We start from the raw sequence: 26207 nt of genomic DNA, 5'->3' as shown, positions 1-26207 counted from the left end.
TTTTAGAGAATAGGGAAATCGATGTAGGTAGAGGCGCTTGCCTCGATACTGAAAAATACTTGCGACGGCTTAGCTTTGTTCCCAGGGCAGGCCGTGGAAACGCCAGCCGCCGAGTTTTCCGCGGTGTTTTTGCTCGTCCAGCGGGCCTTCGAAGCCTTCCAGGATGTTGACCAAATGCCGGTAGCCGGCCGCTTCCAGAGCTTTGGCGGCTTCGACCGAGCGGACGCCACTGCGGCATAACAACAAAATCGGCGCCGATGGGTCCGGGGCGTGTTGTTGCACCTGCTCCACGAAGGTCGGGTTGAGTTGCATGCCGGGGAATTCCTTCCAGGCGATGTGTATCGCTTTGGGAGGATGGCCGACGAAACCGTGTTCGATCGCGGTTCTAACGTCGATCAGTACCGCGGATGGGTTGTTCTGCAGTAAGGCCCAGGCTTGTTTGGGGTCGAGATTGTCTATCATGGTGTCGAGTCAAGGTTGGTATTCTGTCCGATGAAGGCCGCTTCGTTGCGTCGTCCGCGCCGCAAGTCGCCGGTGCGGGCGTATTCCCGGTAATATACCGGCGTCAGCGGGGCAAACAGTTGTAACAATTCGTTGCGGTTCAGCAGGAAAGCGGGGTTGCTGGGGCCGATCGGTTCCGGTTTGTCGCGGATAAAGGTTTGATAAAACAACAAGCCTTCGGGCTTCAAGGCCGTCATTATCGCATTACACAGGGTGCGGTCAAGAAAACGACTGATGACAATTACATCGAATAGCTGATTGCGCAAGCTGTCGGCTTCGATACGGTGTTGCCGGCAGGTGATGTCGAGCGATCTTAGCTTGGCGTGGGAGGCCAGTATTTCCAGTGCGCGCGCGGAGATGTCCCAAGCTTGGACGCGCAGGCCTTGCTCGGCTAAAAACAAAGCATTTCCGCCTAATCCGCAAGCCAGATCCAGCGCAGAGCCCTCGGCCGGTAACAGGAAGGGGTGTTCAGCCAGCACTTCGGTCGGCGGTCCTGGTTGGTGGGCGGCTTGATAGATCGCGTCCCATTTTGCTTGCAGGTCGTTCACGGCGGATCCATGCCGATGCGATGCGGCAGCCAAGCTTGGATAAAGTCCAGAAACGATCGTACCTTGGCCGACAAATATTTGCGGTGCGGATAAACCGCGTAAATTTCCAGCGGGGTGATGCCGTATTGTTCCATCACCACTTGCAAGCGACCTTGTTCGATGTCGCGGCCGACGATGTAGCGCGGCAGCATGATCAGGCCAAGGCCGTTGACGGCGGCATTGCGGATCGGGTCGGCCATATTGGCCTGCATCCGGCCGGTCACGGTCACTGTCCGTTCGCCGAGAATGCCTTTGAAACGCCATTTATTGCGTGGTGGAATCGCCCAGTTGATCAAGCAGCTATGATCCTCCAGGTCTTCCGGGTCTTGAGGAGTGCCGTGCAGCTTCAGATATTCCGGCGAAGCGCAAACCACCAGCGACGAGGTGGCGATTTTGCGGGCGACCAAGCTGGTGTCGTTAAGTTGGCCCAGGTAAATCGCCAAATCGACGCCTTCGTCGATCAGGTCTACCTGGCCGCCTTTTAGCACCATATCGACCGACAGGTCCGGATAGTTTTTCAGATACTCGGTCAGTCCGGGCGAAATGTGGCTGGCGCCAATGACCGGCGGCGCCAGGATTTTCAACATGCCGCGCGGTTCGGTTTGTAAATGGGTGACCGCCGACTCCATCTCGGCGACGTCCAACAGCACCTGCTGACAGCGTTCCAAATAGGCTTCGCCGGCCTCGGTTAGACTTAGGCTGCGGGTGGTGCGGTTGAACAAGCGGGTGTTCAATTCGCTTTCGAGCTGCATGATGTGTTTGGTGGCCATCGCCCTGGAAATGTCCAAGTCCTTGGCGGCGCCGGCAAAGCTACCGGCTTTGGCGACGCGTACAAACACATTCATGCTGGTCAGTTTATCCATCGAAACCTCCTTGGTTGTCTGGGGGGTAGGCGTGCTAATACGCTAATTGTTTCTCTAATGGATACAATTTATTTAATAAATTCCGAATTGTAAACTTTTTTTGTACTGTATAGTATGCGGCAACTGAAAAGCAAACAGATGGAATCTTGTCAAGGGCAAGGTTGAGAGGAGATGAAAGCGATGCAAGACATGAAAAAAGATATTCTGATCGGTACTTTGTTTTTTGCCGGGATTTGGAACTTTATGTCCGGTTTGTTTTTGGTCTCGACGGTTCTGTTTGCGGCGACGTCGATGTTTAGCAATATGTCCAAAGCTCAGTCCAACGGCTGATCCCGAATTTGTAACTACCTCCTGGTGTTGTAATAACGAGCGGTAACCTCCTTCTTAAGTACTCCGCTTGGTTTTTTGCCTTCCACCGCGCAAGCGCTGGGAGGTTTTTTTGCCCGTCGGTTTTTGCGGCGGTCGTGTTATGATTTTGACTTTATTAACCATTGTCCCTGGTTGAATGAGCGACGTTCTGCACCAACTTGCCGAAGTTCTCGAACAGCGCAAGCAACAATCCGCCGATCAGTCTTATGTGGCGGGTCTTTACGCCAAAGGTCTGGATCAAATCCTAAAAAAGATCGGCGAGGAGGCCACCGAGACGGTCATGGCCGCTAAAGACGGCGATCCGGAAAAGATTGTCTACGAAGTCGCCGACCTCTGGTTTCACAGCATGGTGTTGCTGGCGCATCAAGGGCTGGGCCCGGATGCCGTGTTGAACGAGTTGCGCCGGCGTTTCGGCTTGTCCGGACTTCAAGAAAAAGCGCAGCGTCAATCTTCCCAAACGAATTAATTAGGAGCGAGTCATGGGCTTCAGTATTCCGCATTTGTTAGTGGTGTTGGTGATCGTGGTTCTGGTCTTCGGTACCAAGCGCTTAAAAAACGTCGGTGCCGATCTGGGCGAGGCGATCAAGGGTTTTCGTTCGGCGGTCAAGGAAGGAGGTGAATCCGATAAGTCGTTAGCCAAGGAAAATGGCGAAACCCTGGAAGGCGAAGTGACTCATAAAGAAAAAGATCAGGTCTAAGCCATGTTCGAAGTCGGTTTTTCCGAGTTGCTGATGATAGGGCTAGTGGCCCTGCTGGTGCTGGGGCCCGAAAAGCTGCCTAAGGCCGCGCGCATTGCGGGTTTATGGGTGGGTAAGGCGCGCGGCATCATTTCGACCGCCAAGGCCGAAATCAAACAGGAATTGCAGGCCGAGGAAATGCGGCAATTGTTGCAACAGCGAATCGGAGCCGACGAATTGCAACAGGCCTTGAGAGACACCCAGTCCGCCGTGGACGACATCAACTTTAGCTTGCAGGCGCCGACCGAGACCGATCAGCCCAATGACCCGCCCAAATCCGCAGGATAGCGAACAATCTTTTTTCAGTCATCTCGTCGAATTGCGCGACCGCCTGCTTAAGGTGGTGTTGTGCGTACTGTTGGTGTTCATCGGTACCGCCAGCTATGCCAACGAGATTTACGCCTATTTGGCGGAGCCGCTGTTGGCGCACATGCCTAAAAACAGCTCGATGATCGCTATCGACGTCGCTTCGCCGTTTTTCACGCCGTTCAAGCTGGCCTTCGTCGTCGCGGTGTTCGCCGCCATTCCGTTTATTCTCTATCAGTTTTGGGGCTTCGTCGCGCCGGGTTTATACCGTCATGAAAAGCTGATGGTATTGCCGTTATTGGTTGCCAGTACCTTGTTGTTTTACGGCGGCGCGGCATTTGCGTATTTTCTGGTGTTTCCGTTGGTGTTCGGTTATTTGACCGCGACCGCGCCGGCCGGGGTCGCGGTGATGACCGACATCGCCACCTATCTCGATTTCGTATTGGGGATGTTTTTTGCGTTCGGAGTTTGCTTCGAGGTGCCGATTTTTACGATCGTACTGGTTTGGGCCGGCATCGTTTCGCCGGAAAGTTTGGCCGAAAAGCGTCCTTACGTCATCGTCGGTGTGTTTGTGGTTGCGATGTTTTTGACGCCGCCGGATGCTTTGTCGCAAACCTTGTTGGCCGTGCCGATGTGGATGCTGTTCGAGTCCGGCTTGTTGTTTTCCCGTTTGTTCGTGGGTAAGCGGAGCGATGAGTCGTCATGACGACGATAGCAGAGCGTTTCGCGGCGGTGACCGCCGAATTGCGTGCCGCCGAGATCGCCGTCGGCCGGGCGACCGGATGCGTGCGTTTGTTGGCGGTCAGTAAAACCAAACCTGCCGCCGACGTGGCCGCCGCCTATCGTTGGGGGCAGCGCCATTTCGGCGAAAATTACCTACAGGAGGCTTTGATAAAGCAGCAGGCATTGTCGGCGTTTGCGATCTCCTGGCATTTCATCGGGCCGATTCAATCCAATAAAACCAAGCCGATCGCCCAGCATTTCGCCTGGGTGCATAGCGTCGATCGACTGAAAATCGCCGAGCGGCTCAGCGAGCAGCGGCCGGATTATCTGCCGCCGTTGAATGTTTGCTTGCAAGTCAACATCAGCGGTGAAGCCAGTAAATCCGGTGTGGCGCTGGCCGAGCTGCCGGCGTTGGTCGAACAAGTGGCGAAGTTGCCCCGGTTGAGGCTGCGCGGCGTGATGGCCATACCCGAGCCGCAATCCGACTATGCCGCGCAATGCCGGCCTTACCGCTCGCTTTGCTCGGCGGTTCAGGCGTTGAATCTGCCTGGGTTGGATACCTTGTCTTACGGCATGAGTGGCGATTTGCGGGCCGCGGTCGCCGAAGGCTCGACGTTGGTGCGGATCGGCACGGCGCTGTTCGGCGAGCGTTCTAGCCTTCGCTAGGGTTTTCGTGGATAATGGCGAACATTTTTCGACAAATCCGCATCGACCGACGCAATGAAACAAACGCTGGAATCTCTGTTACAACAATCCGTTAACGCACTGAAAGCGGAAGGCCTACTCGACAGCGATTTTGAAGCTCAAATCAATCTGGAGCGGACCAAGGACGCCCAGCACGGCGATTTCGCGACCAATCTAGCGATGTTGTTGGCCAAGCTGGCCAAATCCTCTCCCAGAGTTCTGGCCGAGAAAATCGTGGCAGCGTTGCCTGTCGATACGTTGGTTAGCAAAGTCGAGATCGCAGGCCCCGGCTTCATCAATTTTTTCATTAATCCCGACAGTCAGTTCGAAGTCGTCAAACAAGTTCTGGACGCCGGCGCCGGTTTCGGCTTGAGCACGATCGGCGCAGGCCAGCGGGTACAGGTCGAATTCGTTTCCGCCAATCCGACCGGGCCCTTGCATGTCGGGCACGGACGGGGAGCCGCCTACGGTTCGGCGGTGGCCGATCTGCTCGAAGCCGCCGGTTTCGAGGTCGAACGCGAGTATTATGTTAACGATGCCGGCCGACAGATGGATATTTTGGCCACCAGCGTCTGGCTACGCTATTTGGAGGCCGTAGGCGAAGTCTTGACGTTTCCGAGCAACGGCTATCGCGGCGAATACGTTCGCGACATCGCGGCGAATCTGCAGCGAAATGCCGGCGAGGCCTACCGTCGGCCAGTGGAGCAAGTGCTGGCGGATTTGCCCGCCGACGAGCCGCAAGGCGGCGATAAGGAAAAGCATATCGATGCGCTGATCGAACGCGCTAAAAGTTTGTTGGGTGCCGAGGCTTACGGCGCGGTATTCGATGCCGGCCTGAATGAGATTCTGGCTGATATCAAGGACGATCTCGAAGAATTCGGCGTTGGTTACCAGCACTGGTTTTCCGAACGCTCGCTGATGGACGACCGGTCGGTGCAAACCGCATTGAAGCGCTTGGAAGACGCCGGGTATTTGTACGTGCAGGACGGCGCCACTTGGTTCGCGTCCAGTCGGCTCGGCGACGAGAAGGATAGAGTGGTGGTGCGCGATAACGGGCAGACCACCTATTTTGCGTCCGATATTGCCTACCACATGAATAAGCTGGATCGAGGTTTCGACCGGATCGTCAACATTTGGGGTGCCGACCATCACGGTTACATTCCGAGGGTGAGGGCGGCGATGCAGGCGCTGGGCGCCGACGAGGCCAAATTGAAAGTGCTGCTGGTGCAATTCGCGGTGTTGTATCGCGGCGACGAGAAGGTGCAAATGTCCACGCGATCCGGCGAGTTCGTCACGCTACGCCAGCTTCGCGGCGAAGTCGGCAGGGATGCCTGCCGCTTTTTCTACGTCATGCGTAAGTCCGAGCAGCATATGGATTTCGACCTGAAATTGGCGACCTCGAAAACCAACGAAAATCCGGTGTACTACGTGCAATACGCGCACGCCAGGGTGTGCAGCGTGTTACGGCAGTTGGACGAGAAAGGCCGCCGCCGCGATCCGCAATTGGGCCTGGCCAATCTAAACTTGCTGACCGAGGAACAGGAAAGCGCGTTGTTGACCACCTTGGCTAAGTATCCGGAGGTGCTGGAAAAGGCCGCCGTTCAATATGAACCTCACCAATTGATTCAGTATCTACGCGAGTTGGCCAACCAGTTCCACGCTTATTACAACGCCCACCAATTCCTGGTCGATGACGAGCGCTTATGCAATGCCCGCCTGAATTTGATTTGCGCGGTCAAGCAGGTACTGGTTAATGGTTTGACCTTGCTGAAAATTAACGCTCCAGAAGCGATGTAAATGGCCAGAGATTACAAACATCGCGTCCAGTCGGCCAGTTATGCCAATAGCCGCAGGCGCCCCAGAAAAAAGGGATAGCGCCGTGGCGTTGGTTGGTTGTGATCGGCTTGGTGGCGGCTTTTGTGGTGTTTTTGAATATGATCCGCAAAATGGTACCGGAACTGACCGCCGCCAAGCCGGAATCGGCGACGCCGCCGGCCGCCGAGATCGTCAAGCGCGAATTGCCGGTGCAATCGCCGACGCCGGCCAAGGTGGATTCGAAAGAGACCAAGCCCGAGGAGGCTAAAGCCGAAACGGCCGCGCCGGCGGAGCCGGAAGAGCCGCGTTACGAGTTTTATACCATCCTGCCGCAGGCCGAAGTCGTGGTCCCCGATTACGAAATCAAGACACGGGTGCGCGAGCAGTTGGTCGGCAAAACCAAGGCGACCAAATACGTGATGCAGGCAGGCTCGTTTCGCGAGGCGGCGGAAGCGGAGCGGCATAAGGCCAAGCTGGCTTTGTTGGGGATAGAATCTCGCGTCGAGAAAGCGAAGGTCGGCGAAACCATTTGGCACCGTGTCAAGATTGGCCCCTACGATAACCCGGCCAGCGTATCGACGATCAAGGAATTGCTGCAGAAAAACGGCATCGGCGTGATTGTGACCGAGAACGGTCATTAGTCCGCTTATTTATTCAGATGCCGCTGCCGGCGGCGCGGCGCGATGATGCCGGTCGCCAGTGAAATTTCCCGCAAAAAGCATAACAATCCGGCAATCAATGCCAGCATCGCCGCGACGAATAGCGTCGACACCAAATTCGACAGATCCACCGTGACCTGGACGCCTAGGAACATCGTGACGATCGATAAGCAAATCAATAGCGCGCACACCGTGCACAACGTAATCGCCCAGCGAATCCAGAGGCCGCGTCTGGCCAGTGTTTGCATCTCGGCATAGTGTTTGTCGCCTTCCTCTCCGGCCAGCTTGGACAGCGTCCGAAACCGGTCTACAGCTCGGCCAAGCCGGTTAGTTAGGACACTCAACAAGCCGGCGACACCGGTCAGCAGAAACACCGGGGCAACCGCCTGTTGGATAACGTGGGCGACGGTGGGGATATTGTCTATGGCGTCCATCTGATTTTTTCCGCGAATGAATTGTATTTTGACCGAAGGTGGGGCCTGAACTATTCGGTCGGCTAAGCGATCGAACAGCTATCTTGTGGCCCGCGCATTGGTTTGGGGATTTTACAAATCCTGGTTGCATTTAGGCCAGTGCCGACTACATTGGCGGTTTAGCTTTACTCGTCGGCAGTCGTCTTTTCTGGAGTTCCCCGGTGTCCTATCTTCGAATCCTCAACTTGGCGTTAATCGCTTTATTGGCGAGCGGCGTATGCTCGCGGGCCGGGCTGGCGGCGATTTCGCCGCTCTATCAGCCGTCGCCGGCGCTGGAGGCGGCCGATTTGGCGGTCATTGTAAATGACGCCGATCCGTTGAGCCGGCGCATTGGCGAATATTATCAGGTCAAGCGGCGCATCCCGGCCGATCAGATCATTCATGTCAGCTTCGCGCCGAATCGACCGGTCATGTCTAAGCAGGAATTCACGGCGCTGAAACAAAAGCTGGACCAGCGGACGCCGGAAGCAGTGCAAGCTTACGCGATCACTTGGTTGCAACCGTTCCGGGTTGAATGCATGTCGATCACGACCGCGCTGGCGGCCGGTTTCGATCCGGCGTTTTGCGCGAAAGGCTGTCAGCAAACCCGTGGGAATCCGTATTACGCGTCCGAAACCGATCGTCCTTTTAAGGCGCACGGTTGGCGACCGACGATGGCGGTGGCCGGTGCGACGTTCGAGGAGGCCAAGCGCTTGATCGATACCGGTGTCGCCGCCGACTACAGTCAGCCCAAGGGCGCGGCCTATTTGCTGAAAACCTCGGATAAGGCGCGCAGCTCGCGGGCCGTTTTGTTTCCGGAAATCGCCAAGGGTTTGAGCCAGTTTTGGCCGGTGTATTATTTGGAACAGGATTACATTGCCGGTCGGCAGGATGTGATGTTTTATTTTACCGGCTTGACCAAAGTGCCGCATTTGGCCGATAACCGCTATTTGCCCGGCGCTGTGGCCGATCATTTGACGTCGTCGGGCGGCGTGATGTCGGGCAGCGATCAAATGAACATTCGGGAATGGTTGCGGGCCGGGGCGACTGGCAGTTACGGCGCGGTGGTCGAGCCGTGTAATTTTCCGGCCAAGTTTTCCAATCCCGGCGTCCTGATGTACTTTTATTTACGCGGCAGCAGCCTGATCGAGGCTTATTGGAAGAGCGTCGCGCAACCCGGTCAAGGCATTTTTGTCGGCGAGCCGCTGGCCAAACCGTTTGCCTACCCGCCGCGCGTCGGCGCGGAGCATTGAGTACTTTGCGTCAATCCGCGACGACAACCCGGTTGCGGCCGCCGTTTTTGGCCAGATACAGGGCCTGATCCGCGCGGGTAATCAAATCCAGGCGGTTATCGCCGTGCTCTGGATAGAGCGACATACCGATCGAGGCCGTGACGCTCGTTCTGGTCCCAGCTTCGGTTTTGTAAGACAGGCTTTCCACCGCCGACCGTAGCGAATTCAGGCGTTCGACGGCGGCGTCCACGGCGATTTCGGTCATGACGATGACGAATTCCTCGCCGCCGTATCGGCAGACGATGTCGTTGCCGCGCCGGAAGCGACTCATCAATTGCGCGACTTGCCTTAATACCTCGTCGCCGGTGTCGTGTCCGTAAGTGTCGTTCAGCCTCTTGAAGTGATCGATGTCCAGTATGGCGATTGCCAGCGTTTGGTCGGCTCGGTGCATACGGACCAGCTCCCGATCCACTGCTTCCTCCAGAAAACGGCGATTGAACAGGCCGGTCAACGGATCCCGTATCGATAGCGCATGCAATTCCTCGCGCAAGGTCAGATTGGCGAGCGCCAGACGGGCGCTGTCGGCCGCGGTTTCGGCAATCGAGAATTTGCGCTGAATTTCTTCCGGATCCATGCCGCCTAAGTGGTACTCGATGTGAATCAGGCCTAATCCGTGAGAGTGGGCCAGTAGCGGAATGCAAATATAAGCGGCGGTCGTTTGCTTAACGTGCCGGCAAATTGGATTGATGGCGCGTCCGTCGCCGGCGATATGAATTCGGCCGCGCCGCATGCCCCAGCAATCGTTCGGCATGAACAGTTTTTCCAAGTCCGTCCGGCCCCATTGATCCACCAGAGTCAGTGCGCGGGATTGCGGTTCCATGATGTAAACCCCGCCTTCGGTGTTGGGAAACAGTGCGACCAGCGCCGTTTTGATAATCGGGTAGGCTTCGTCCGTTTTCTGGCAGCTCTGCAACAAGTCCGTCATTTCCCGAATCAATTGCATTTGGGCGATCGCCGATTCGAGTTCCCGTTGGGCTTTTTTCAGCGCGGTGATGTCGCGCGCCGCCGCAAATAGGCCGGCAACATTGCCTTCCTCGTCGCGGTATACCGACGCGTTATAGAGCACCTCGGTGATTTTGCCGGAGGCGTGGCAGATTGCTAGCGGGTAGTCCATTACCGTGCCTTGCGAGAAGGCCAGCTGATAACCGTCTCGGGCTCTCTGTGGTTCGGTGAAGTAATTGGAAAAATCGCTGCCGATCAGGGCTTTTCGCGGGACGCCGGTGACTTTTTCGGTAGCTCGGTTTACATCCATGATTTTGCCGTCGGCGCTAATCGTTACCAAGGGGTCCAAACTGGCTTCTATCAGGCTGCGGGCGTAAGAGCTTCTAGAATGTTTCATGGCATGGGCTCCGGCGACGACGATATGGCGCTCCCTGCGACGCGCGACATAAGGCGGCTAGACGCGCGCTTGGTCTGGACGCGCGAAATCCTTGAGGTTTCAAGAGATTCTTCGAACGGCGATTTTACCTGCCTGGCGCCGGGATTATTCGTCCCAGTGGCCGAAGTATGCACGTTGCCGCAGTTCAGCGCGGCTCCGAACCGCCAGTTCGGCCGTTCGAAATTCCTCGGGAAGTTCCTCGGCGTCCGCTTGATAACCGATCGCCAGCATCGCCATTGGCGTGCAATGCTCGGGTAGGCCGAAAGCTTGCCGGGCCGCCGCCGCGTCGAAACCGCCCATTTGATGGCTCGCCAGGCCCAGCGCGCCGGCTTGCAGGCATAGGTTTAAGGCCGCCGCCCCGGTATCGTACATCGCCCAACGGTTGGCTTGGCCGTTGTGGTTGAAGTTCGCCATCGCGACCGACAGGATTAGTACCGGCGCGTGGCGGGCCCATAGCCGGTTTTTGTCGTTGATGATTTCCAAAGCCCGCGCCCAAGCGTCCGGGTGGGTGGATTTGTCGCAAACCACGAAGCGCCAGGGTTGATCGTTGAAGCAGGAGGCGCCCAGCGCGCGGCTTCCAGTAACGCGGTCAGGTCTTCGGCCGATACCGGACGATCCGGGGCGAAAGCCCTGGGGCTCCAGCGTTGGGCGATCAGTGGGTGAATGGCGACCGAGGTGAGGGCGGGTTTGTTGGACATCTCGACTCCTTGCTGCAGGTGTAGGGAAGTGACTTGCAAAAACCGAAATTAGCGCTAATATAATAGCGAATCAAAATTATAATAACGAGAAGGGGTTCATCATGCCAAAAAGCACTCACTTTTGGACCATGATTTTTTTCGGTATGGCCTTTATTGTGGCGCAGTTTGCCGAATCCGCCATTGCGAAAACGGGGGATTCCGCCGCATTGCGAATGTCCAACCTTTTGGATTACGACCATCCGTTTACCGCGGTCGCCGTCAGCGCCTTGATTGCGGGCGTCTACTGGCTGTACTGGTTGCGACACAGGGTCTGACACGACTCTCTCTTTGACATCCGCGTCAAGCGGATAGCGCCCGTCGGATTCCGGCCGTCATTCGGCTGGATAACCGCAGTCCACGCTTTCTAGCGGTCAGTTAATGATGCTAGAATCGCTCGTTTAATTATGCCATTTAATTCATCAGGCTAATCGATACCGGCGCTTTTCGCTCGCTCGGCGTCGATTCGCCCATCCAGATACGAGCATGGACTACAAACAAACCCTGAACCTCCCCAAGACCGAGTTCGCGATGAAAGCCAATCTGGCCCAGCGCGAGCCGGAGATGCTGAAACAGTGGAACGAAAACCAGCTGTATCAAAAAATTCGCGAGGTTTGCGCCGGCCGGCCCAAGTTCGTGTTGCACGACGGCCCGCCGTACGCCAACGGTGCAATTCACATCGGTCATGCCGTCAATAAGGTCCTGAAGGATATCATCGTCAAATCGAAGACCCTGGCCGGTTTCGATGCGCCCTACGTGCCGGGCTGGGATTGCCACGGCTTACCGATCGAATTGATGGTTGAAAAGTCGGTCGGCAAGGCCGGCGTCAAGGTTTCGCCGGCCGAATTTCGCAAGGAATGCCGCGCTTACGCCAAGAAACAGGTTGGCATTCAAAAAGAAGAGTTCATTCGCCTCGGGGTATTGGGCGATTGGGACAATCCCTATCTGACCATGGATTTCGCCTTCGAGGCCGACATTGTCCGCGCCTTGGGCCGCATCGCCGCCAAGGGTCATCTCAGCAAGGGTTTCAAGCCGGTGCACTGGTGTACCGATTGCGGCTCGGCGCTCGCCGAGGCGGAAGTCGAATACGAGGACAAGCACTCGCCGGCGATCGATGTGCGCTTTGCCGTCGTCGACGAGCATGCCTTCATGGAAAAATGCCATCACGCCGGCGACCGCGAAGGTAAAGGCCCGCTGTCGGTGGTGATCTGGACCACCACGCCGTGGACCTTGCCCGCCAACCAGGCGGTGGCCTTGAATCCGGAACTGGAATACGCCGTCGTGCAATGCGAAATCGGCGGCCAAACCGAACGCCTGCTGCTGGCCGAAGCGCTGTTGAAGGACGCGGTATTGCGTTACGGCATCGGCGAGCACCACATCGTCGGCTATTGCAAAGGCAACGCGCTGGAAGGTTTATTGTTGCAACATCCGTTCTACGAGCGCCAAGTGCCGATCATCCTCGGCGACCACGTCACCACCGACGCCGGCACCGGCGCCGTGCATACCGCGCCCGGCCACGGCCAGGAAGACTATGTGGTTGGCATGAAATACGATTTGCCGGTCGATAATCCGGTCGGCGGCAACGGCGTGTTTTTGCCCGGCACCGAATTGTTCGCTGGACTGCACGTATTCAGCGCCAACGACAAAGTGTTGGACGTGTTGCGCGAACACGGCAAGTTACTGCACCACCATGCTTTGCTGCACAGCTATCCGCATTGCTGGCGCCACAAAACCCCAATTATCTTCCGAGCCACCCCGCAATGGTTTATTTCGATGAACCAAAACGGCTTGCGCGACACCGCATTGAACGAAGTCAAGCGCGTCGATTGGGTGCCGGACTGGGGACAAGCGCGGATCGAGGCGATGATCTCCAATCGCCCGGATTGGTGTATTTCCCGCCAGCGCACCTGGGGCGTGCCGATTGCCTTTTTTGTGCATAAAGAAAGCGGCGAGCTGCATCCGCGCAGTGCCGAATTGATCGAACGAGTCGCGCAGCGTATCGAACAACACGGCATTGATGCCTGGTTCGAGCTGGATGCGGCTGAGTTATTGGGTGCTGAAGCGGAAGACTACGAAAAAGTCGCTGACACGTTGGATGTCTGGTTCGACTCCGGCGTGACCCACGCCGCCGTGTTGGAACGCCGCGAGCAACTGAAATTTCCGGCCGATTTGTATCTGGAAGGCTCGGACCAACATCGCGGTTGGTTCCAGTCGTCGCTGATGGCTTCGGTGGCGATGAACGACGTCGTGCCGTATAAGGAAGTGTTGACCCACGGCTTCACGGTCGATGCCGAAGGCAAGAAAATGTCCAAATCCAAGGGCAACGTGGTGCTGCCGCAAACGGTGATGAAATCGCTGGGCGCCGACGTGTTGCGGCTTTGGGTGGCCAGTACCGACTACCGCTACGAAATGTCGGTCTCCGACGAAATCTTGAAACGCACTTCCGACGCCTATCGCCGCTTGCGCAATACCGCGCGCTTTTTGCTGGCAAATCTGGACGGCTTCGACCCGGCTCAGCATCTGGTCGGTAAAAACGACCTGCTGGCCCTGGACCGCTGGGTGGTCGACAAGGCCTGGCAGTTGCAAGAAGAAATCAAGGCGGCTTACGACAGCTACCAATTCCAGGTGATCTATCAAAAAGTGCTGAATTTTTGCAGCATAGACTTGGGCGGATTTTATCTGGACATCGTCAAGGACAGGCAATACACCGCCAAGGAAGATTGTCTGGCGCGCCGTTCCGGCCAAACCGCGATGTATCACGTCGTCGAGGCGTTGGTACGCTGGCTGGCACCCATTACCAGCTATACCGCCGACGAAATCTGGTCTGTCATTCCCGGCCAGCGCGGCGAATCGGTATTTATGGAAACCTGGTACCAAGGCCTGTTCCCGTTGGAGGCCGATGCCACGATCAATCGCGACACTTGGGACAAGGTCATGGCAGTGCGCGCGGCGGTTTCCAAGGAACTGGAAGCCCTGCGTAAAGACGGGGCGATTGGCGCGTCGTTGAATGCCGAAGTCGAACTTTACTGCGACGAGGTCTACGGCGCGGAATTGAACAAGCTGGGCAAGGAGCTGCACTTCATCTTCATTACGTCGAACGCCGGCGTTTCCGATATGCGATTCTGCCCGGACGATGCGGTCGCAACCGACATCGACGGCTTGAAGGTCAAGGTCAGCGTCTCCGAACAACAAAAATGCGTGCGCTGCTGGCATCAGCGCTACGATATCGGCGAACATCCGGAGCATCCGGAGTTGTGCGGCCGGTGCGTCGAGAACGTGGCGGGCGTAGGCGAGACGCGATTGTATGCTTAAGTGGTTATGGGTTTCCGTATTGGTGTTGGTGCTCGATCAGGCCAGCAAACTGGCGATCGACGCCCACTTTCAGCTCTACGAATCAATTCCGCTGTTGCCGAATTTCAATTTGACTTACGCCCGCAATACCGGCGCCGCGTTCAGTTTTCTGGCCCAGGTCGGGGGATGGCAGCGCTGGCTGTTCGCCGGACTGGCGGTGGTGATGAGCGGTATTATCGGCATTTGGCTGTACAGGCTGAAACGGCACGAAACCATGATGGCCTGGGCCTTGTCGCTGGTGTTGGGCGGCGCGATAGGCAACCTCATAGACCGAGTGGCCTATGGTTATGTGATCGATTTTCTCGATGTTTTTTACCGGGATTGGCACTGGCCCGTCTTTAATATTGCGGATTCGGCGATCTGTGTCGGCGTTGGCTTGATGGTGTTGGAGAGCTTCGGCATCGGGCGACGAACGGCGGAGGTTCTGGAGTAGCGTTGCGCCAACCAGTTGACTTGCCGCAACGAACCCTATCGGTCGCGCGATTGGTATCGGTAAATTGCGGCGTCGGTTGAGGATCTAAGACTCGCCAGTTTGGCGAGCCTTTTTTGTATCAAGCTTTCCGTAAGCGTTTGTAAGCGTTGATCAAACCATTGGTAGAAGAGTCGTGGTCGTCGATGACATCCTCATTCTTCAATTGCGGAAGAATGGCGCGAGCCAGCACTTTGCCGAGTTCCACGCCCATCTGGTCGAACGAATTGATGTTCCAGATCACGCCTTGCACAAAGATTTTGTGTTCGTAAAACGCGATCAGCATCCCTAGCGTTCTCGGCGTCAGCTTTTTGAATAAAAAGGCATTGGACGGTTTATTGCCTTCGAAAATTTTCGAGGCAATCAGCGCGTCGTCCAGATTAGGTTCGTGACTTAGATCGTTACGGACTTCGGCTTCGGTCTTGCCGCGCATTAGCGCTTCGGCCTGCGCCAGGAAATTGGAAATCAGGATGTCGTGATGATCCGGCAAATCGTACTGGCTCTGAGCCGCCGCCAAAAAGTCGCCGGGTATCAGTTTGGTGCCTTGGTGGATCAACTGAAAAAACGCATGCTGGCCGTTGGTGCCGGGCTGGCCCCAGATGATGGGGCCGGTGTTGTAATCGACTTTGTCGCCATTGACCGTCGCGCTCTTGCCGTTGCTTTCCATGTCGCCCTGCTGGAAATAGTCGGCGAAGTATTTTAGCGATTGCGCATACGGTAGGATTGCGTAGGTTTCGGCTTCGAAGAAGTTGTTATACCAAATCCCAAGTAGGCCCATGATGACCGGGATATTTTGCTGATAGGGCGCGGTACGAAAATGTTGGTCGGCCAAGTGCGCGCCCATCAACAGCTCCTCGAAGTTGTCCATCCCGATGTACAACGCGACCGACATGCCGATCACCGACCACAGCGAATAGCGGCCGCCGACCCAGTCCCAGAATTCGTACATATTCCGCGGGTCGATGCCGAATTCCTTGACCTTTTCTTCGTTGGTGGAAATCGCAATGAAGTGTTTGGCCATGTGTCCGGGGTCCCGCGCGGTTTTGAGAAACCAGTTGCGCGCCGAACGTGCGTTGGTCATGGTTTCCTGGGTCGTGAAGGTTTTGGATGAAATCAAAAACAGGGTGGTTTCCGGGTTTAGCGGCGCCAGGGTTTCGACGATGTCGGTCTGGTCGACATTCGAAACGAAGTGGGCTTTCAAGCCCTCCTTACCGTAGGGAGTTAGCGCGGTATCGACCATTTTCGGCCCCAAATCGGAGCCGCCAATGCCGATATTGACGATGTCGGTAATCGCCTTGCCGGTATAGCCGGTCCAGGCGCCGGAACGGACTTGTTCGGTGAATACCCGCATGCGCGACAACACGGCGTTGATTTCGGGCATGACGTCCTCGCCGCGAAAATAAACCGGCGTGTTGCTGCGATTTCGTAGCGCGGTATGCAAGACAGCGCGTTTTTCCGTGGTATTAATGATGGAGCCGGAGAACATCGCCTCGGTTTTTTCCTTCAGCTTGGCGCGTTCCGCAAGCTGAATCAACAGCGGCAGCGTTTCCTCGGTGATGAGATTCTTGGAGTAATCAAACAGTAAATCATTGAAGGTCACCGAGAAGTTGTCGAAGCGATGTTTATCCTTGTCGAACGCATCCTTCATGCAAAATTTGCCGGCAATTTGTTGGTGGTGTTGTTTGACGGCTTTCCATTCGGCGGATTCGATTAGTTTGGACATATATTAGTGAGACAGGATGAGAGATTCTTTCAGCTGATCAGAACAGATCGGCGCAGTTTGGGAGAGAATTCATAACCCCATTATAAAGATTGTCTTTGATTGCTGACAAAAAAATTGAACATAGCCGGTCGCCAACTATTGCCTTTCTTTGGATAGGGTGATGTGCTAGAGTTAGCGCCGGTTTAAGGCCGATTCGAGCGGATTTCTTGCACGGCGGCTTTAACGATATTCGTGCCTAAGCGCATGAATTATAATAAAAAATGATATTAGAACACGGGAAGGGTGTATATGAGAAACTCACGCATAGTTAGAAAAGGCTTGCTGGTATTGTGGGGTCTGTTTTTTCCTCCGCGCTTTGGGCGCACGGTGGCGCGGCCGGTACCGATACGGACCAATGTAAATTCGAGCTGGAGAAAGACCACTGGATCCACTACACAGCCTATCAGCCCCAAGCTTATCCCGCCGAAGAATTCTGCGGCAATATCCCCGATACTGCTACGTTGACTCAATTGGTATTTGACTATCAAGATCAACGCTATCGCGGTATGGCGGTGGAATTCGAAGTCACCAAGGAGCCGGAAGGCAAACGGGTGTTTTTCCAAGGCGCCGAGAAACACAAATCCGGTACTGTCGTTCTGTCGTTGCCGCAGGGCGTGCCCGAGCAAGGCAAATACCTGATTCATATCACGCTGCTGCAAGATAACGGCGAGCGTTTGGATGCTCACATGGGCTTTAAAGCCGGAGCAGGTCAACCGACTAGCAAAGGTAGCATGGGGTTGTACGCCTTGGTTTTGTTTGCCGGTCTGTACATTCTTTATCTGTCCAACGCCGGTTTCAAACGTCAAATCGACGGATTGTTGGGTAAAGCCAAGGAGTTTTAAGGCTTGCGGTATCCGCCATTCCGTCGGTGCTACGCGGCGGAATGGCTTGGGCATTACACACACGTGTATGCCCGCGTCGGAACAGTAGATGGACAGTATTAAGATTCGCCCCTCAGAGGTAAACCCGCCATGTTCGAAAAGAACAAACTCGCATTCCTAGCCCCGTTAATCTGCCTACTCTCGCTATCCTCGGCCCGCGCGGTCGAGATCGAGGATCACAACCAGATGATGAATCACGGCGACGGGCATCTGATGGACATGGAGGGCGCCATGGTGATGGGACAAAACACCGATACACTGCCTGGCGGCTGCGAAAAAATCGCCGCTACCAAAGAAATTACGGTTCGGGCTGGGCACAAGTATTCGGAGAAATTTCCTGGAACGATGTACGCGTTCGATCAGCAGGAGTTTCACTTCGAGCCTTGTACCAAACTCACCGTTCACTTCATCAATGAGGACCAAATTCGCCATCAATGGATGATGCACGGTCTGCCTAAGTATTTGTATCCGAAAGGCATGTTTCACCTGGAGGTCAGTGGTCCCGGTAAAGTGTCCGGCACTTTGATTTTGCCGCCCGGCGATAAAACCTATCTGGTGCATTGCGACATTGCCCAGCATATGGAAAAAGGCATGAAGGGCCAGTTGAAAGTCGGCAAGGGCAGTGAAGATTTGCCGAGTATTCCCGGCGTGACGCCAGCGGTGTTTCCGGACGATTACAGCGGAAAGGTTTACGATCCTAAAGTCGACGCTCCTGTGACGCCGGTTGCCGTCGCTCAGCCGCCGGCACAGCCTGCCGCGCCAGTCGCCGCGCCCGCTCCGGAGCCCGGCTTTATCTCCGGAGGCTCCGTGATCGGCTTGGCAATCGGTCTGGTCTTGGCCCCCTGGCTGGTCAAGCGCTTTAAAGGCATGTCGGCCGGCGAAATCGTCGCGACATTGATTGAGCAAGCCGCTCATTTAGTGAGTGTCGCGATAGAGTTTATCGCTAAATTGATCAAATTGGTCGGTGGCAAAAAAGCGATTCCGCTCCCCGATAAATAATTCGTTACTTATCAAGCCCCTGAAACTTGCGGTTTCAGGGGCTTTTTTGCGGGACAAAACACCATGCCGTTCGAATCCTGGGGCCTGATCGGTTTATTCGCCAGCGCCTTTATCTCCTCGACCGTCGCGCCGGGCGGATCCGAAGCGGTGCTGGCCTATTTGGTAAGCCGGCACGGCCACTCGGTGCTAGAGCTGGTAGCGATCGCGAGTGTCGGTAATACCCTGGGGGCGCTGACCACCTGGTGGCTAGGACAGTGGGGGGCGCAAAAATACCCGGCTGAATCCCTGGTCAAAGATCGGCAAAGATCGTTGCAAACGATCCGGCGCTGGGGGGCTTGGGCCTTGCTGCTTTCTTGGTTGCCTTTAATTGGCGATGGCCTGTGTTTTGCCGCCGGCTGGTTGAGGTTATCCCTTTTGGCCTCGCTGACCGCGATATTTTTCGGTAAAGTGCTGCGCTATATTGCCGTGGCTTACGTTTTCGTTTGATCGCCTATGAGTTTTTTCTCGCTCCCTCATTTTCCGTCGGTCGACTGTCAGGCTGAACACCGCTCGCGCGACTACCAGATCGCCGCGTTCACCTTCGTGACTACCACGATCTGTCTGACCACCGATGGCTTCGCGCCGCAATTCATGCAATATCTACTGGCGTTTTTCGGCTGGCTGTTTTTGTTTGCTTGGTTGCGCGGCGAATGTAAATACGTGCGGACCCAGGTTGCGGTCGCCGTGACGTTTGCGGTGATTGGCGAATATTTCGCGTCGGTCTACATGAAGGGCTACATCTACCGTTTCGGCAACGTACCGGCTTACGTGCCGGCCGGGCACGGTCTGGTCTACTTGACTGCCGTGGCTTTGGGGCGCTCCGGATTGTTTCAACGCCACGCTCGTCGGATCGCCGTGTTGGTGGTCGCTGCTTGCGGCGGTTGGGCGGCGGTCGGTCTGAGCGGCTGGGTTCGGTTGGACATCATCGGCGCAGTGCTGTTTTTGGTGTTTTTAGCTTATCTGTTTAAAGGTCGCTCGCCGATGGTTTATCTCGGCGCGTTCTTTATTACCTCATGGCTGGAAATTGTCGGTACCGGCGCGGGCACCTGGGCTTGGGCCGAGATCGACCCGGCCTCGCATTTGCCCCAAGGTAATCCGCCCAGCGGCGTCGCGGCTTGGTATTGTCTGGTCGATGCGGTCGCGATTGCCGGCGCCGGGCCGGTACTGCAACTATTCGGCAAGACCGCGCAAGCCTTACAGCGGCAACGAGCTTGACGTCGTTGGGCGCGAAGGTCTAGTCGAATTTATTGATTCGCCGATTCGGTCCGCACCTCGATCAAGTTAACCGAATCGCCGACGCGAATTTTGCCGCCCGTCAAGATCCGCGCCGTGACGCCGCCATGCCCTCGCAGCGCGTTATAACTCCCCATGCCCAATTCGGCCGCTATCTTTGAACAAGGATCGCAAGGACCGGTCACTTGCATGCGAACTTCCTCGCCTATCGCCCATTCCAACCAGACACCCGGAAACGGTGAGCGCATTCCGATCAGATTCATGCCGGACACCAGCAGATTTCGCCGCAAGCGAATCGGGTTCAATGTCGCAAGATCGCACCAGTTGGCAACGAGAGGCAAGTGTTCGGCTTGAAACAACGTCAATTCGCGCTTCGATGCCTGCCGGCGGGTAGCGCGGTGGTCGCCGAGCAAGCCTCGTCCCGGTTCGGCGATGGCCTCGCCGACCGATAGCGCCGGTTCCCGGCGCGACGGGCGTAAGATGATCGCTTCGATACGGCCCGTGGTATTGAATTGCTGGCTGAGATCGCGGAGAGTCGTCATGTAGATCGGCGCGGATAAATTGGATGGCATAAGCCCTTGGTATTGGGGTTTCGGTAACCGGCGAGTGGTTCAGTCGGCCGTCAAGCGTTTTTGATATTCCATCGTCTATTCGTCGGCGCTTCTGGTACAAGCGTCCGCGGACGGGTGAGTAACTTCATTTCTTTTTCGGTCCGGTTAGGTTAGATTTTATCGGTCTTTATCGGCCGGAGCTCTTAGGATGTTTCATTCGGTTGCGATAGTAGCGTTGAACCTCACCCCCATCTCCATCGACCGAGAGTTGCCCCATGCCAGTCCGCTCAGTTTTGACGCCGCTCGATGTATTTTGTACCGTTTTATTGGTGGCGTTGCTAGGCGCGGTGATCTTTTTGACGCCGGTCGACATACCGGATGGCTTTCCATTCCGGGCCGAGGCCATACCGACGTCTAAGTTGGTCAAGGCGGCGCATCCGTCGGCGGCGACGTTCGCCGATCGGACCTGGGAGTCGGGATTAATGTTTTCCCATCAACAAGGCGACGAACATCTGGCCGGCATCGACGAGTCTTTAGGTTCGGGAGCGTGCGCGGCGGATTTTAATAACGACGGCTATGTGGACTTGTTTCTGGTGAACGGCTCCGGGCAAACCCGTTATTACGGCAAAGCGTATTGGTGGCAACAAGCCGAGGGTAATGCGCTTTTTTTGAATGAAGGCGGTCGTTTTAGAAATGCCACCGAAGAGAGCGGATTGGTCAGGACAATCTGGGGCATGGGCTGTTTGGCGGTTGATTTGGATAACGATGGCAACACCGATTTATTGGTGACCGGCAAAGACGGCAACCTGCTCTACCGCAATAGCGGCGCGGGGCGTTTCGTCGACGTGACGGCCGATGCCGGGTTTGCCGGCGACGGGTGGGCGACGTCGGCCGCGGCGGCCGACTTTAACCGCGACGGTCTGTTGGACCTCTACGTCGGCCAATTCGTCGATTTCGAGAAAGGTAAGAAAACCTTCGAAGCCAACAGCCAATTTGTCGGCGAAAAAAAGGCGTGTTCGACGCTAGTCTGTATCCGGCGCTACCCAACCGTCTGTATTTGAATGACGGCGGCTTTAAATTCCGGGAAATCGCCGAGGCTGCGGGAGTTCGGGATGCCGACGGCCGCACCCTGGATGTGAGCTGGCAAGATTTGGATAGCGATGGTTGGCCGGATTTGTTGGTGAGTAACGATCGCGGCACCGGCTCTAACAGCGCTTATCTGAACCGGAGTGGTGAGCGGTTCGAAGCCGGAGGCCAAGCCTTGGGCTTGCGGTCGGCGTTGGGCAATCGCGGCATCGCCTCCGGTGACTTGGATGGCGATGGGCGTGGCGATCTGGCGGTGGCCAGCGCCGCCGGTGAAAATACGGTTGCGTTAATCCGGGAAACGGCGGCGGATGGGAGCGAGCATTTTAAGGATAAGGCCAAGGAAAACGGCATCGGCGCCAATCGCTATCTCAGTCTGTCCGGTTGGTCGCCGTTGATTCACGATTTCAATAACGATGGGTTTGACGACCTGCTTCTGGCCGCCGGACATTTGGAGCCCGATCCGGACACCGCCCGAATCAGCCAAGGGCAAGCCAAACAACTTTGGCTAAACGACGGCAACGGTCAATTTGTAGACGCGGGTAGCGAAGCGGGTTTGGCTCTGAAAGACGCTCAGTCGGCGCGCGGCGCGGTGGCTGCGGACTTCGACAACGATGGGGATATCGACGTCTACGTCAGTCATAACAACGATTTGGGCCAGTTTTTAGCGAACGAGTCGCCGCCTCGGCATTGGTTAGGCTTGAAATTGGTCGGCGAAAAATCCAACCGCGATGCAGTCGGCGCGGTCGTCCGTGTGTATGCGGCCGGACGAGTTCGAATCAAATCGGTGCTTAGCGGTGAAGGATTTTTGTCCGATAGCGACAAGCGTTTGGTGTTTGGGTTGGGAGACACCGCTGCGGTCGAAAGATTGGAAATCGCGTGGCCGAGCGGCCTTCGCCAGACGCTGCATCCAACCGTTATCGATCGTTATTGGTTGATACGCGAGGGGAGCGACGAACTCGTCGCATTGGGCGGATCGCAATCCGGTCCACCGGTGCGGCCGCAACTGAGATTGAAATTGGGGGCCGACCGTCCGGAACTGCGGATTCGCTATTTGCACCTGCTAGAGCATCGCCAGTCCGAAGCCGATATTTGGCCGGAATTGACGGCCGGCGCGCTCGACCCGGAGCCAGCGGTGCGACGCGCGGCTATCGATATCGCGGCTCGAGCCGGCAATGGGCGGGGATTAGGCCTACTGATCCAGGCCCTGGAAGATTCCGAACCAGCCAATGCGGTCGCTGCGGTCGCCGGCCTGCGAAGTCTCGAGGACGAAGCGTCGGTGCGCTGGCTGCTCAGGGCGTTCTCGCGGGACAGCGCCGAGGTCAAAATCGCACTCGCCGATACCTTTGCCTATTTCTTTCAGGAAGAAGAGGCGGTGGTTTACCGCAAGTATTTGGCGGTGCCGTATTTGATTCGCCTGCTGGAGGACGCCGAGCCGAGCGTGCGCGTCGCCGCCTCGCGGGCCTTGGCGAATGCTGAACGCTTTCGGGGTGTGCATGCCTTGCTTGCCGGCTTGAGCGACAGCGATGCCTCTGTCCGGGCGGAATTCGTCCGCGCCTTGGGATTGATAAGGCAGACCGAGGCTAGTCCAAAACTGGCTAAGCTACTAACCGATGAAACGCAGGAATCACAGGTTGTCGCCAATGTGTTCGTAGCTTTGAAGCGATTGGGCGATACGGAAAATGCCGGCAGATTGTCGGATTACATTGGTGGACGTGGCGATTTCTCGGGCTTGGCGCAAGACAAGCGGTTGGCGACGCTCGAATGTTTGCTGGCGCTTGGCGACGAAGCGGCGGTATTTAATGCCGATGAAATCAATTCGTTGGTTCGAGAAAGTTTCGGGCGAACGAAGCCGACTGAAACCGCGTTGCGCGCGCGTTGGATTTCTATTTGGCGGTATGTGGCCGACCCGGCGGGTTCGGCTTGGTTGGTGGCTCAAACCAGGGCCGCCGAAGCGGATATCCGCGCAAGGGCTTTCTCGGCGCTATCGACTCAAAACCCTCGCGACACCGAGTTGTTGCGACAAGCCTGGCGCGACCCGGACGAGTCGATTCGCCGATGGGCGCTCATCGAGCTTCTGAAGCGAAAAATCGACCTGGCGCGCGACGAGTACCAGTCGATTTTGAAGAGTTCGGACTGGCGAGAAGTGGCTGTGGATGCCTGGATGGAGCAGGGTTTCCCCGGAGATTCGTCGCGCTTGCTAGAGGCGCTGTCGGCGGTGTTTCCAATGGCCGGCAAACCGGCGACATTGGCATCGGTTTGCGGCAGTCCCGACATGCGAATTCAAGCGCTTTGCCCGGTATTGTTGCTCGCCGATTCGAACGCCGAAAGCCGTCGGCTTGCTGGGCAACTGTTAGCAGACCGTTCGACGGCCTTATCCTTACGTCAGGCGGTGTTGGCGCGGTTGACGCCGGTCTTCGAGCCGGATGCGCTGAATGTCGTGTTTGCTCTGGCTCAGGCCAAAAAAGATCCGTTACGCCACGCGGCAATAGAGAAGTTGTTGACGTTTGATGGGGAATCGTTGGTCGCCTTTGCGCGGAAAATCGCCGACAATCCTAGCGAAGACCCTGAAATTCGATTCCTGGCCGTCGAGTTTTTACTGCGCAACGGTGATCAGGCTGCGCTGGACATACTGTACAGATAACACCACGCGGGGAAGCTTATGAACGTTTCGAATAGCCAAATGATCGCCGAGCGCCGCTTCGCCCGGCCCTTGGTCGCCGTGACGGCCGTGTTGGCGTTGAGCGGATATATCAGTTGGTGCTGGCCTGGGTTCTCGGTAACCGAGCAATGGCTGTATTTGCTGCATACCTTGTTGGGCCTGGTGGTCGCGGCGTTGCTAGCGCCTTATTTAATCTTGCATTTTCGGCGCACGATAGGTCTCAGACGCTCCTGGATTGCGTTTTCCGGCATCTTGACCGCGCTGCTGTTTTTGGCGCTTGCGCTGACCGGAGTTCAGATTGCTTGGCAAGGCCAGTCGGAAGCCGGACGCTGGATTTTCGAATCCCACGTAGGCTTGTCGGTCGGTGTGTTGCTAATGACGCTCGGACATGTGTTGTTTCACGCGGTGTCTTTGCCGGAACGCAGAAAACGAAACGAACCCAGCCGATTTCCCTCGCTAATCGGCGGAATGACAAAGGCGGTCATCGGCTCGGTGGTTGTCGCGGCGATAGCGGTGCTGGTGGCTAGCGCGGCTTATCAATGGCGCACAAGCCCTTATCGGGACGCGCCGGCCGTCGAGCCTTATCTCTACAGCTACGGCGAACATCCTTTTCGGCCCAGTCAAACCGAGACCAGTACCGGCGGTTTTTTCGATCCCCGGCGGATAGGGGCTTCCGAGCGGTGTGCCAGTTGTCATCGCGAGATCGCGGAACAGTGGAAGGCATCGATTCATTCCCAGGCCGCTTCCGACAAAACCTACCAAACCAATATCAAGCTGCTTTCAGAGCGCAAAAACATGGAAGCCACCCGCTATTGCGAAGGCTGCCACGCGCCGGCGGCATTGTTGAGCGGACAACTAACCACGGGCGGTAAGCTTGATACGCCAGGCCATCTGCAGGAAGGCGTCAGTTGCATGACTTGTCATGGCATCGAGCGCATTGAGCATCTAAAGGGCGTCGCCAGTTATCGATTCGCTCCGCCCCAACCATATTTGTTCAACGGCGCCGAGCGAGCGCTGCCGGTGTTTTTGCATAATCTGCTGATTCGCTTGAAACCCGAGCAGCACAGGGCCGATTTGGCCAGAAATGTGTTGTCGACGCCGGAAATGTGCGCCACGTGCCACGCTCAATTTATGGATAAGGATTTTAATAACTGGGGCTGGGTGAAAATGCAGGACGATTACACGGCTTGGCTGAACGGACCGTATTCCGGCCAAACCCGGCAGACTTTCGCTCATGCGCAACAACGCCGCTGTCAGGATTGCCATTTTCCGTTACAGCCGGGTAGCGACCCTTCCGCGAGTAGCGGCGGATTGATCAAGACCCATTTCAACGTCGGAGCCAACACGGCCATTCCCTGGGTGACTCGAAATCAGGCGCAACTTGAGCGAACGCGTCGGTTTTTGACGGCCGATCAAGTCAGGATCACTATTGACAAGCCGAATCGTAGTGACGCCGTTGAAAGCGCCCGTCATGTCGATCCGGCCTTGATCGCGTCTTCAGAGGCGCCGGCGTATTGCTACTTGGGCGAAACCGTGACCTTGAAAGTCGCGGTGACTAATGCCCAAGTCGGTCATGCCTTTCCCGGTGGGACTACCGATATCAACGAAGCGTGGATACACTTTCTGGTTAAAGACGGTCAGGGCCGGACGGTCTACGAATCCGGACAATTGGATGCCGGCAACAATGTCGAACCGGCCGCGTATTTTTACCGCTCCATTCCGATCGATCGGATCGGCAACGCGGTTTGGCGCCACGACTTGTTCAACATGGTCGGCGACAGTTTCAAACGCATCATCCCGCCGGGCGGTACCGATGTGACGAGCTATGCATTCAACGTGCCGGACGACATTAAAGGCCCCCTAACCATAACGGCCGGCGTCAATTACCGCAAATTGAATAACCGTTATGCGCGTTGGGCGTTGAAGGATGAGCAAGTCGAGCTGCCCATCGTGGAAATGGCTTCGACTTCGCTGGTTTTACCGGTACGGATTAAGCCGGAAGTGGTGAATAACCTCCAAGTCGGTTCCGGCCGGTAAGTCATTACCGTGGCAGGGAGTTGTTGGTTTTTTTACACTT

26 protein-coding genes and 1 pseudogene are annotated in these 26207 nt (G+C 56.3%); 19 read left to right on the top strand and 8 right to left on the bottom strand.

The window, feature by feature from the left end:
• Window positions 1-69: 69 nt before the first annotated feature.
• From ACP4CD_RS15455 to ACP4CD_RS15445, 3 genes are read right to left on the bottom strand one after another with little or no spacing between them, the layout of a single operon-like run.
• On the bottom strand, window positions 70-462 hold the full coding sequence (locus ACP4CD_RS15455) for a rhodanese-like domain-containing protein (RefSeq protein WP_064029026.1): 393 nt from the start codon (window positions 460-462) through the stop codon (window positions 70-72).
• A complete protein-coding gene (locus ACP4CD_RS15450) occupies window positions 459-1049 on the bottom strand; it encodes a class I SAM-dependent methyltransferase (protein ID WP_426991551.1) in 591 nt (196 codons plus the stop codon). Before ACP4CD_RS15450 ends, ACP4CD_RS15455 begins: the two co-directional genes overlap by 4 nt.
• Window positions 1046-1951: a LysR family transcriptional regulator gene (locus ACP4CD_RS15445; RefSeq protein ID WP_064029030.1), complete on the bottom strand. Its 906-nt coding sequence runs from the start codon at window positions 1949-1951 to the stop codon at window positions 1046-1048. The genes ACP4CD_RS15450 and ACP4CD_RS15445 overlap by 4 nt, the downstream gene beginning before the upstream one ends.
• A gap of 171 nt (window positions 1952-2122) precedes the next feature.
• On the opposite strand from ACP4CD_RS15445, the gene ACP4CD_RS15440 reads away from it, so the two are divergent.
• The 8 genes from ACP4CD_RS15440 to ACP4CD_RS15405 all read left to right on the top strand — a co-directional run bounded on the left by ACP4CD_RS15440 (window position 2123) and on the right by ACP4CD_RS15405 (window position 7226).
• A complete protein-coding gene (locus ACP4CD_RS15440; protein ID WP_426991550.1) occupies window positions 2123-2281 on the top strand; it encodes a hypothetical protein in 159 nt (52 codons plus the stop codon).
• A 175-nt stretch (window positions 2282-2456) separates the two neighbouring features.
• Complete coding sequence (locus ACP4CD_RS15435) at window positions 2457-2786, top strand: phosphoribosyl-ATP diphosphatase (protein WP_064029032.1); 330 nt, start codon at window positions 2457-2459, stop codon at window positions 2784-2786.
• A gap of 13 nt (window positions 2787-2799) precedes the next feature.
• Window positions 2800-3018, top strand: coding sequence for a Sec-independent protein translocase subunit TatA (tatA, locus tag ACP4CD_RS15430; RefSeq protein WP_064029034.1), 219 nt, complete (start codon window positions 2800-2802; stop codon window positions 3016-3018).
• A gap of 3 nt (window positions 3019-3021) precedes the next feature.
• Complete coding sequence (gene tatB, locus ACP4CD_RS15425; RefSeq protein ID WP_064029036.1) at window positions 3022-3345, top strand: Sec-independent protein translocase protein TatB; 324 nt, start codon at window positions 3022-3024, stop codon at window positions 3343-3345.
• Complete coding sequence (tatC, locus tag ACP4CD_RS15420; RefSeq protein WP_064029038.1) at window positions 3320-4069, top strand: twin-arginine translocase subunit TatC; 750 nt, start codon at window positions 3320-3322, stop codon at window positions 4067-4069. The genes tatB and tatC overlap by 26 nt, the downstream gene beginning before the upstream one ends.
• Entirely contained in the window at window positions 4066-4752 is a 687-nt protein-coding gene (locus tag ACP4CD_RS15415; RefSeq protein WP_426991548.1) for a YggS family pyridoxal phosphate-dependent enzyme, read from the top strand. Before tatC ends, ACP4CD_RS15415 begins: the two co-directional genes overlap by 4 nt.
• A gap of 54 nt (window positions 4753-4806) precedes the next feature.
• The gene (argS, locus tag ACP4CD_RS15410; protein WP_426991546.1) at window positions 4807-6567 is read left to right on the top strand and encodes an arginine--tRNA ligase; all 1761 of its coding nucleotides are present in this window, start codon (window positions 4807-4809) and stop codon (window positions 6565-6567) included.
• A 137-nt stretch (window positions 6568-6704) separates the two neighbouring features.
• Window positions 6705-7226, top strand: coding sequence for an SPOR domain-containing protein (locus ACP4CD_RS15405; protein WP_426991544.1), 522 nt, complete (start codon window positions 6705-6707; stop codon window positions 7224-7226).
• 5 nt (window positions 7227-7231) lie between these two features.
• On the opposite strand, the gene ACP4CD_RS15400 is transcribed toward ACP4CD_RS15405, so the two are convergent.
• Window positions 7232-7678 carry a DUF2721 domain-containing protein gene (locus ACP4CD_RS15400; RefSeq protein ID WP_064029046.1) on the bottom strand — a complete coding sequence of 149 codons (447 nt, stop codon included), beginning with the start codon at window positions 7676-7678 and terminating at the stop codon, window positions 7232-7234.
• A gap of 200 nt (window positions 7679-7878) precedes the next feature.
• On the opposite strand from ACP4CD_RS15400, the gene ACP4CD_RS15395 reads away from it, so the two are divergent.
• The gene (locus tag ACP4CD_RS15395) at window positions 7879-8949 is read left to right on the top strand and encodes a TIGR03790 family protein (RefSeq protein ID WP_426991542.1); all 1071 of its coding nucleotides are present in this window, start codon (window positions 7879-7881) and stop codon (window positions 8947-8949) included.
• 10 nt (window positions 8950-8959) lie between these two features.
• Here the strand turns inward: ACP4CD_RS15395 and ACP4CD_RS15390 are convergent, their stop codons facing one another.
• Window positions 8960-10327 (bottom strand): diguanylate cyclase, encoded by a 1368-nt coding sequence (locus ACP4CD_RS15390; RefSeq protein ID WP_426991541.1) that lies wholly within the window; start codon window positions 10325-10327, stop codon window positions 8960-8962.
• 144 nt (window positions 10328-10471) lie between these two features.
• A pseudogene (locus tag ACP4CD_RS15385) lies at window positions 10472-11064 on the bottom strand (nitroreductase family protein).
• A 101-nt stretch (window positions 11065-11165) separates the two neighbouring features.
• Between ACP4CD_RS15385 and ACP4CD_RS15380 the strand changes: the two are divergent.
• The 3 genes from ACP4CD_RS15380 to lspA all read left to right on the top strand — a co-directional run bounded on the left by ACP4CD_RS15380 (window position 11166) and on the right by lspA (window position 14884).
• Window positions 11166-11378, top strand: a complete 213-nt coding sequence (locus ACP4CD_RS15380) for a hypothetical protein (RefSeq protein ID WP_157197881.1) — start codon at window positions 11166-11168, stop codon at window positions 11376-11378.
• Window positions 11379-11586: 208 nt separating this feature from the next.
• The gene (gene ileS, locus ACP4CD_RS15375) at window positions 11587-14412 is read left to right on the top strand and encodes an isoleucine--tRNA ligase (protein ID WP_426991539.1); all 2826 of its coding nucleotides are present in this window, start codon (window positions 11587-11589) and stop codon (window positions 14410-14412) included.
• Window positions 14405-14884, top strand: a complete 480-nt coding sequence (lspA, locus tag ACP4CD_RS15370) for a signal peptidase II (RefSeq protein WP_071160292.1) — start codon at window positions 14405-14407, stop codon at window positions 14882-14884. The genes ileS and lspA overlap by 8 nt, the downstream gene beginning before the upstream one ends.
• Window positions 14885-15002: 118 nt before the next feature.
• Here the strand turns inward: lspA and pgi are convergent, their stop codons facing one another.
• Window positions 15003-16643 carry a glucose-6-phosphate isomerase gene (pgi, locus tag ACP4CD_RS15365; protein ID WP_064029058.1) on the bottom strand — a complete coding sequence of 547 codons (1641 nt, stop codon included), beginning with the start codon at window positions 16641-16643 and terminating at the stop codon, window positions 15003-15005.
• 329 nt (window positions 16644-16972) lie between these two features.
• Here pgi and ACP4CD_RS15360 point away from each other — a divergent pair, with 329 nt between their 5' ends.
• The 4 genes from ACP4CD_RS15360 (at window position 16973) to ACP4CD_RS15345 (ending at window position 19816) form a co-directional block, all read left to right on the top strand.
• A complete protein-coding gene (locus ACP4CD_RS15360) occupies window positions 16973-17524 on the top strand; it encodes a hypothetical protein (RefSeq protein ID WP_426991538.1) in 552 nt (183 codons plus the stop codon).
• A 129-nt stretch (window positions 17525-17653) separates the two neighbouring features.
• Window positions 17654-18562, top strand: a complete 909-nt coding sequence (locus ACP4CD_RS15355) for a cupredoxin domain-containing protein (protein WP_426991537.1) — start codon at window positions 17654-17656, stop codon at window positions 18560-18562.
• A 63-nt stretch (window positions 18563-18625) separates the two neighbouring features.
• Window positions 18626-19048, top strand: coding sequence for a YqaA family protein (locus tag ACP4CD_RS15350; RefSeq protein WP_426991536.1), 423 nt, complete (start codon window positions 18626-18628; stop codon window positions 19046-19048).
• Between the two features lie 6 nt (window positions 19049-19054).
• Entirely contained in the window at window positions 19055-19816 is a 762-nt protein-coding gene (locus tag ACP4CD_RS15345) for a hypothetical protein (protein WP_426991535.1), read from the top strand.
• 29 nt (window positions 19817-19845) lie between these two features.
• Here the strand turns inward: ACP4CD_RS15345 and ACP4CD_RS15340 are convergent, their stop codons facing one another.
• Window positions 19846-20406 carry an MOSC domain-containing protein gene (locus ACP4CD_RS15340; protein WP_426991534.1) on the bottom strand — a complete coding sequence of 187 codons (561 nt, stop codon included), beginning with the start codon at window positions 20404-20406 and terminating at the stop codon, window positions 19846-19848.
• 254 nt (window positions 20407-20660) lie between these two features.
• Here ACP4CD_RS15340 and ACP4CD_RS15335 point away from each other — a divergent pair, with 254 nt between their 5' ends.
• From ACP4CD_RS15335 to ACP4CD_RS15325, 3 genes are read left to right on the top strand one after another with little or no spacing between them, the layout of a single operon-like run.
• On the top strand, window positions 20661-21446 hold the full coding sequence (locus ACP4CD_RS15335) for an FG-GAP repeat domain-containing protein (protein WP_426991533.1): 786 nt from the start codon (window positions 20661-20663) through the stop codon (window positions 21444-21446).
• On the top strand, window positions 21398-24112 hold the full coding sequence (locus ACP4CD_RS15330; protein ID WP_426991531.1) for a HEAT repeat domain-containing protein: 2715 nt from the start codon (window positions 21398-21400) through the stop codon (window positions 24110-24112). The genes ACP4CD_RS15335 and ACP4CD_RS15330 overlap by 49 nt, the downstream gene beginning before the upstream one ends.
• An 18-nt stretch (window positions 24113-24130) precedes the next feature.
• On the top strand, window positions 24131-26167 hold the full coding sequence (locus tag ACP4CD_RS15325) for a cytochrome c family protein (RefSeq protein WP_426991530.1): 2037 nt from the start codon (window positions 24131-24133) through the stop codon (window positions 26165-26167).
• Window positions 26168-26207 lie beyond the last annotated feature (40 nt).

Source organism: Methylomonas stagni (assembly GCF_050154735.1).
Taxonomy (GTDB): Bacteria; Pseudomonadota; Gammaproteobacteria; order Methylococcales; family Methylomonadaceae; genus Methylomonas; species Methylomonas koyamae_A.
This window is presented reverse-complemented; position numbering and strand designations above follow the sequence as displayed.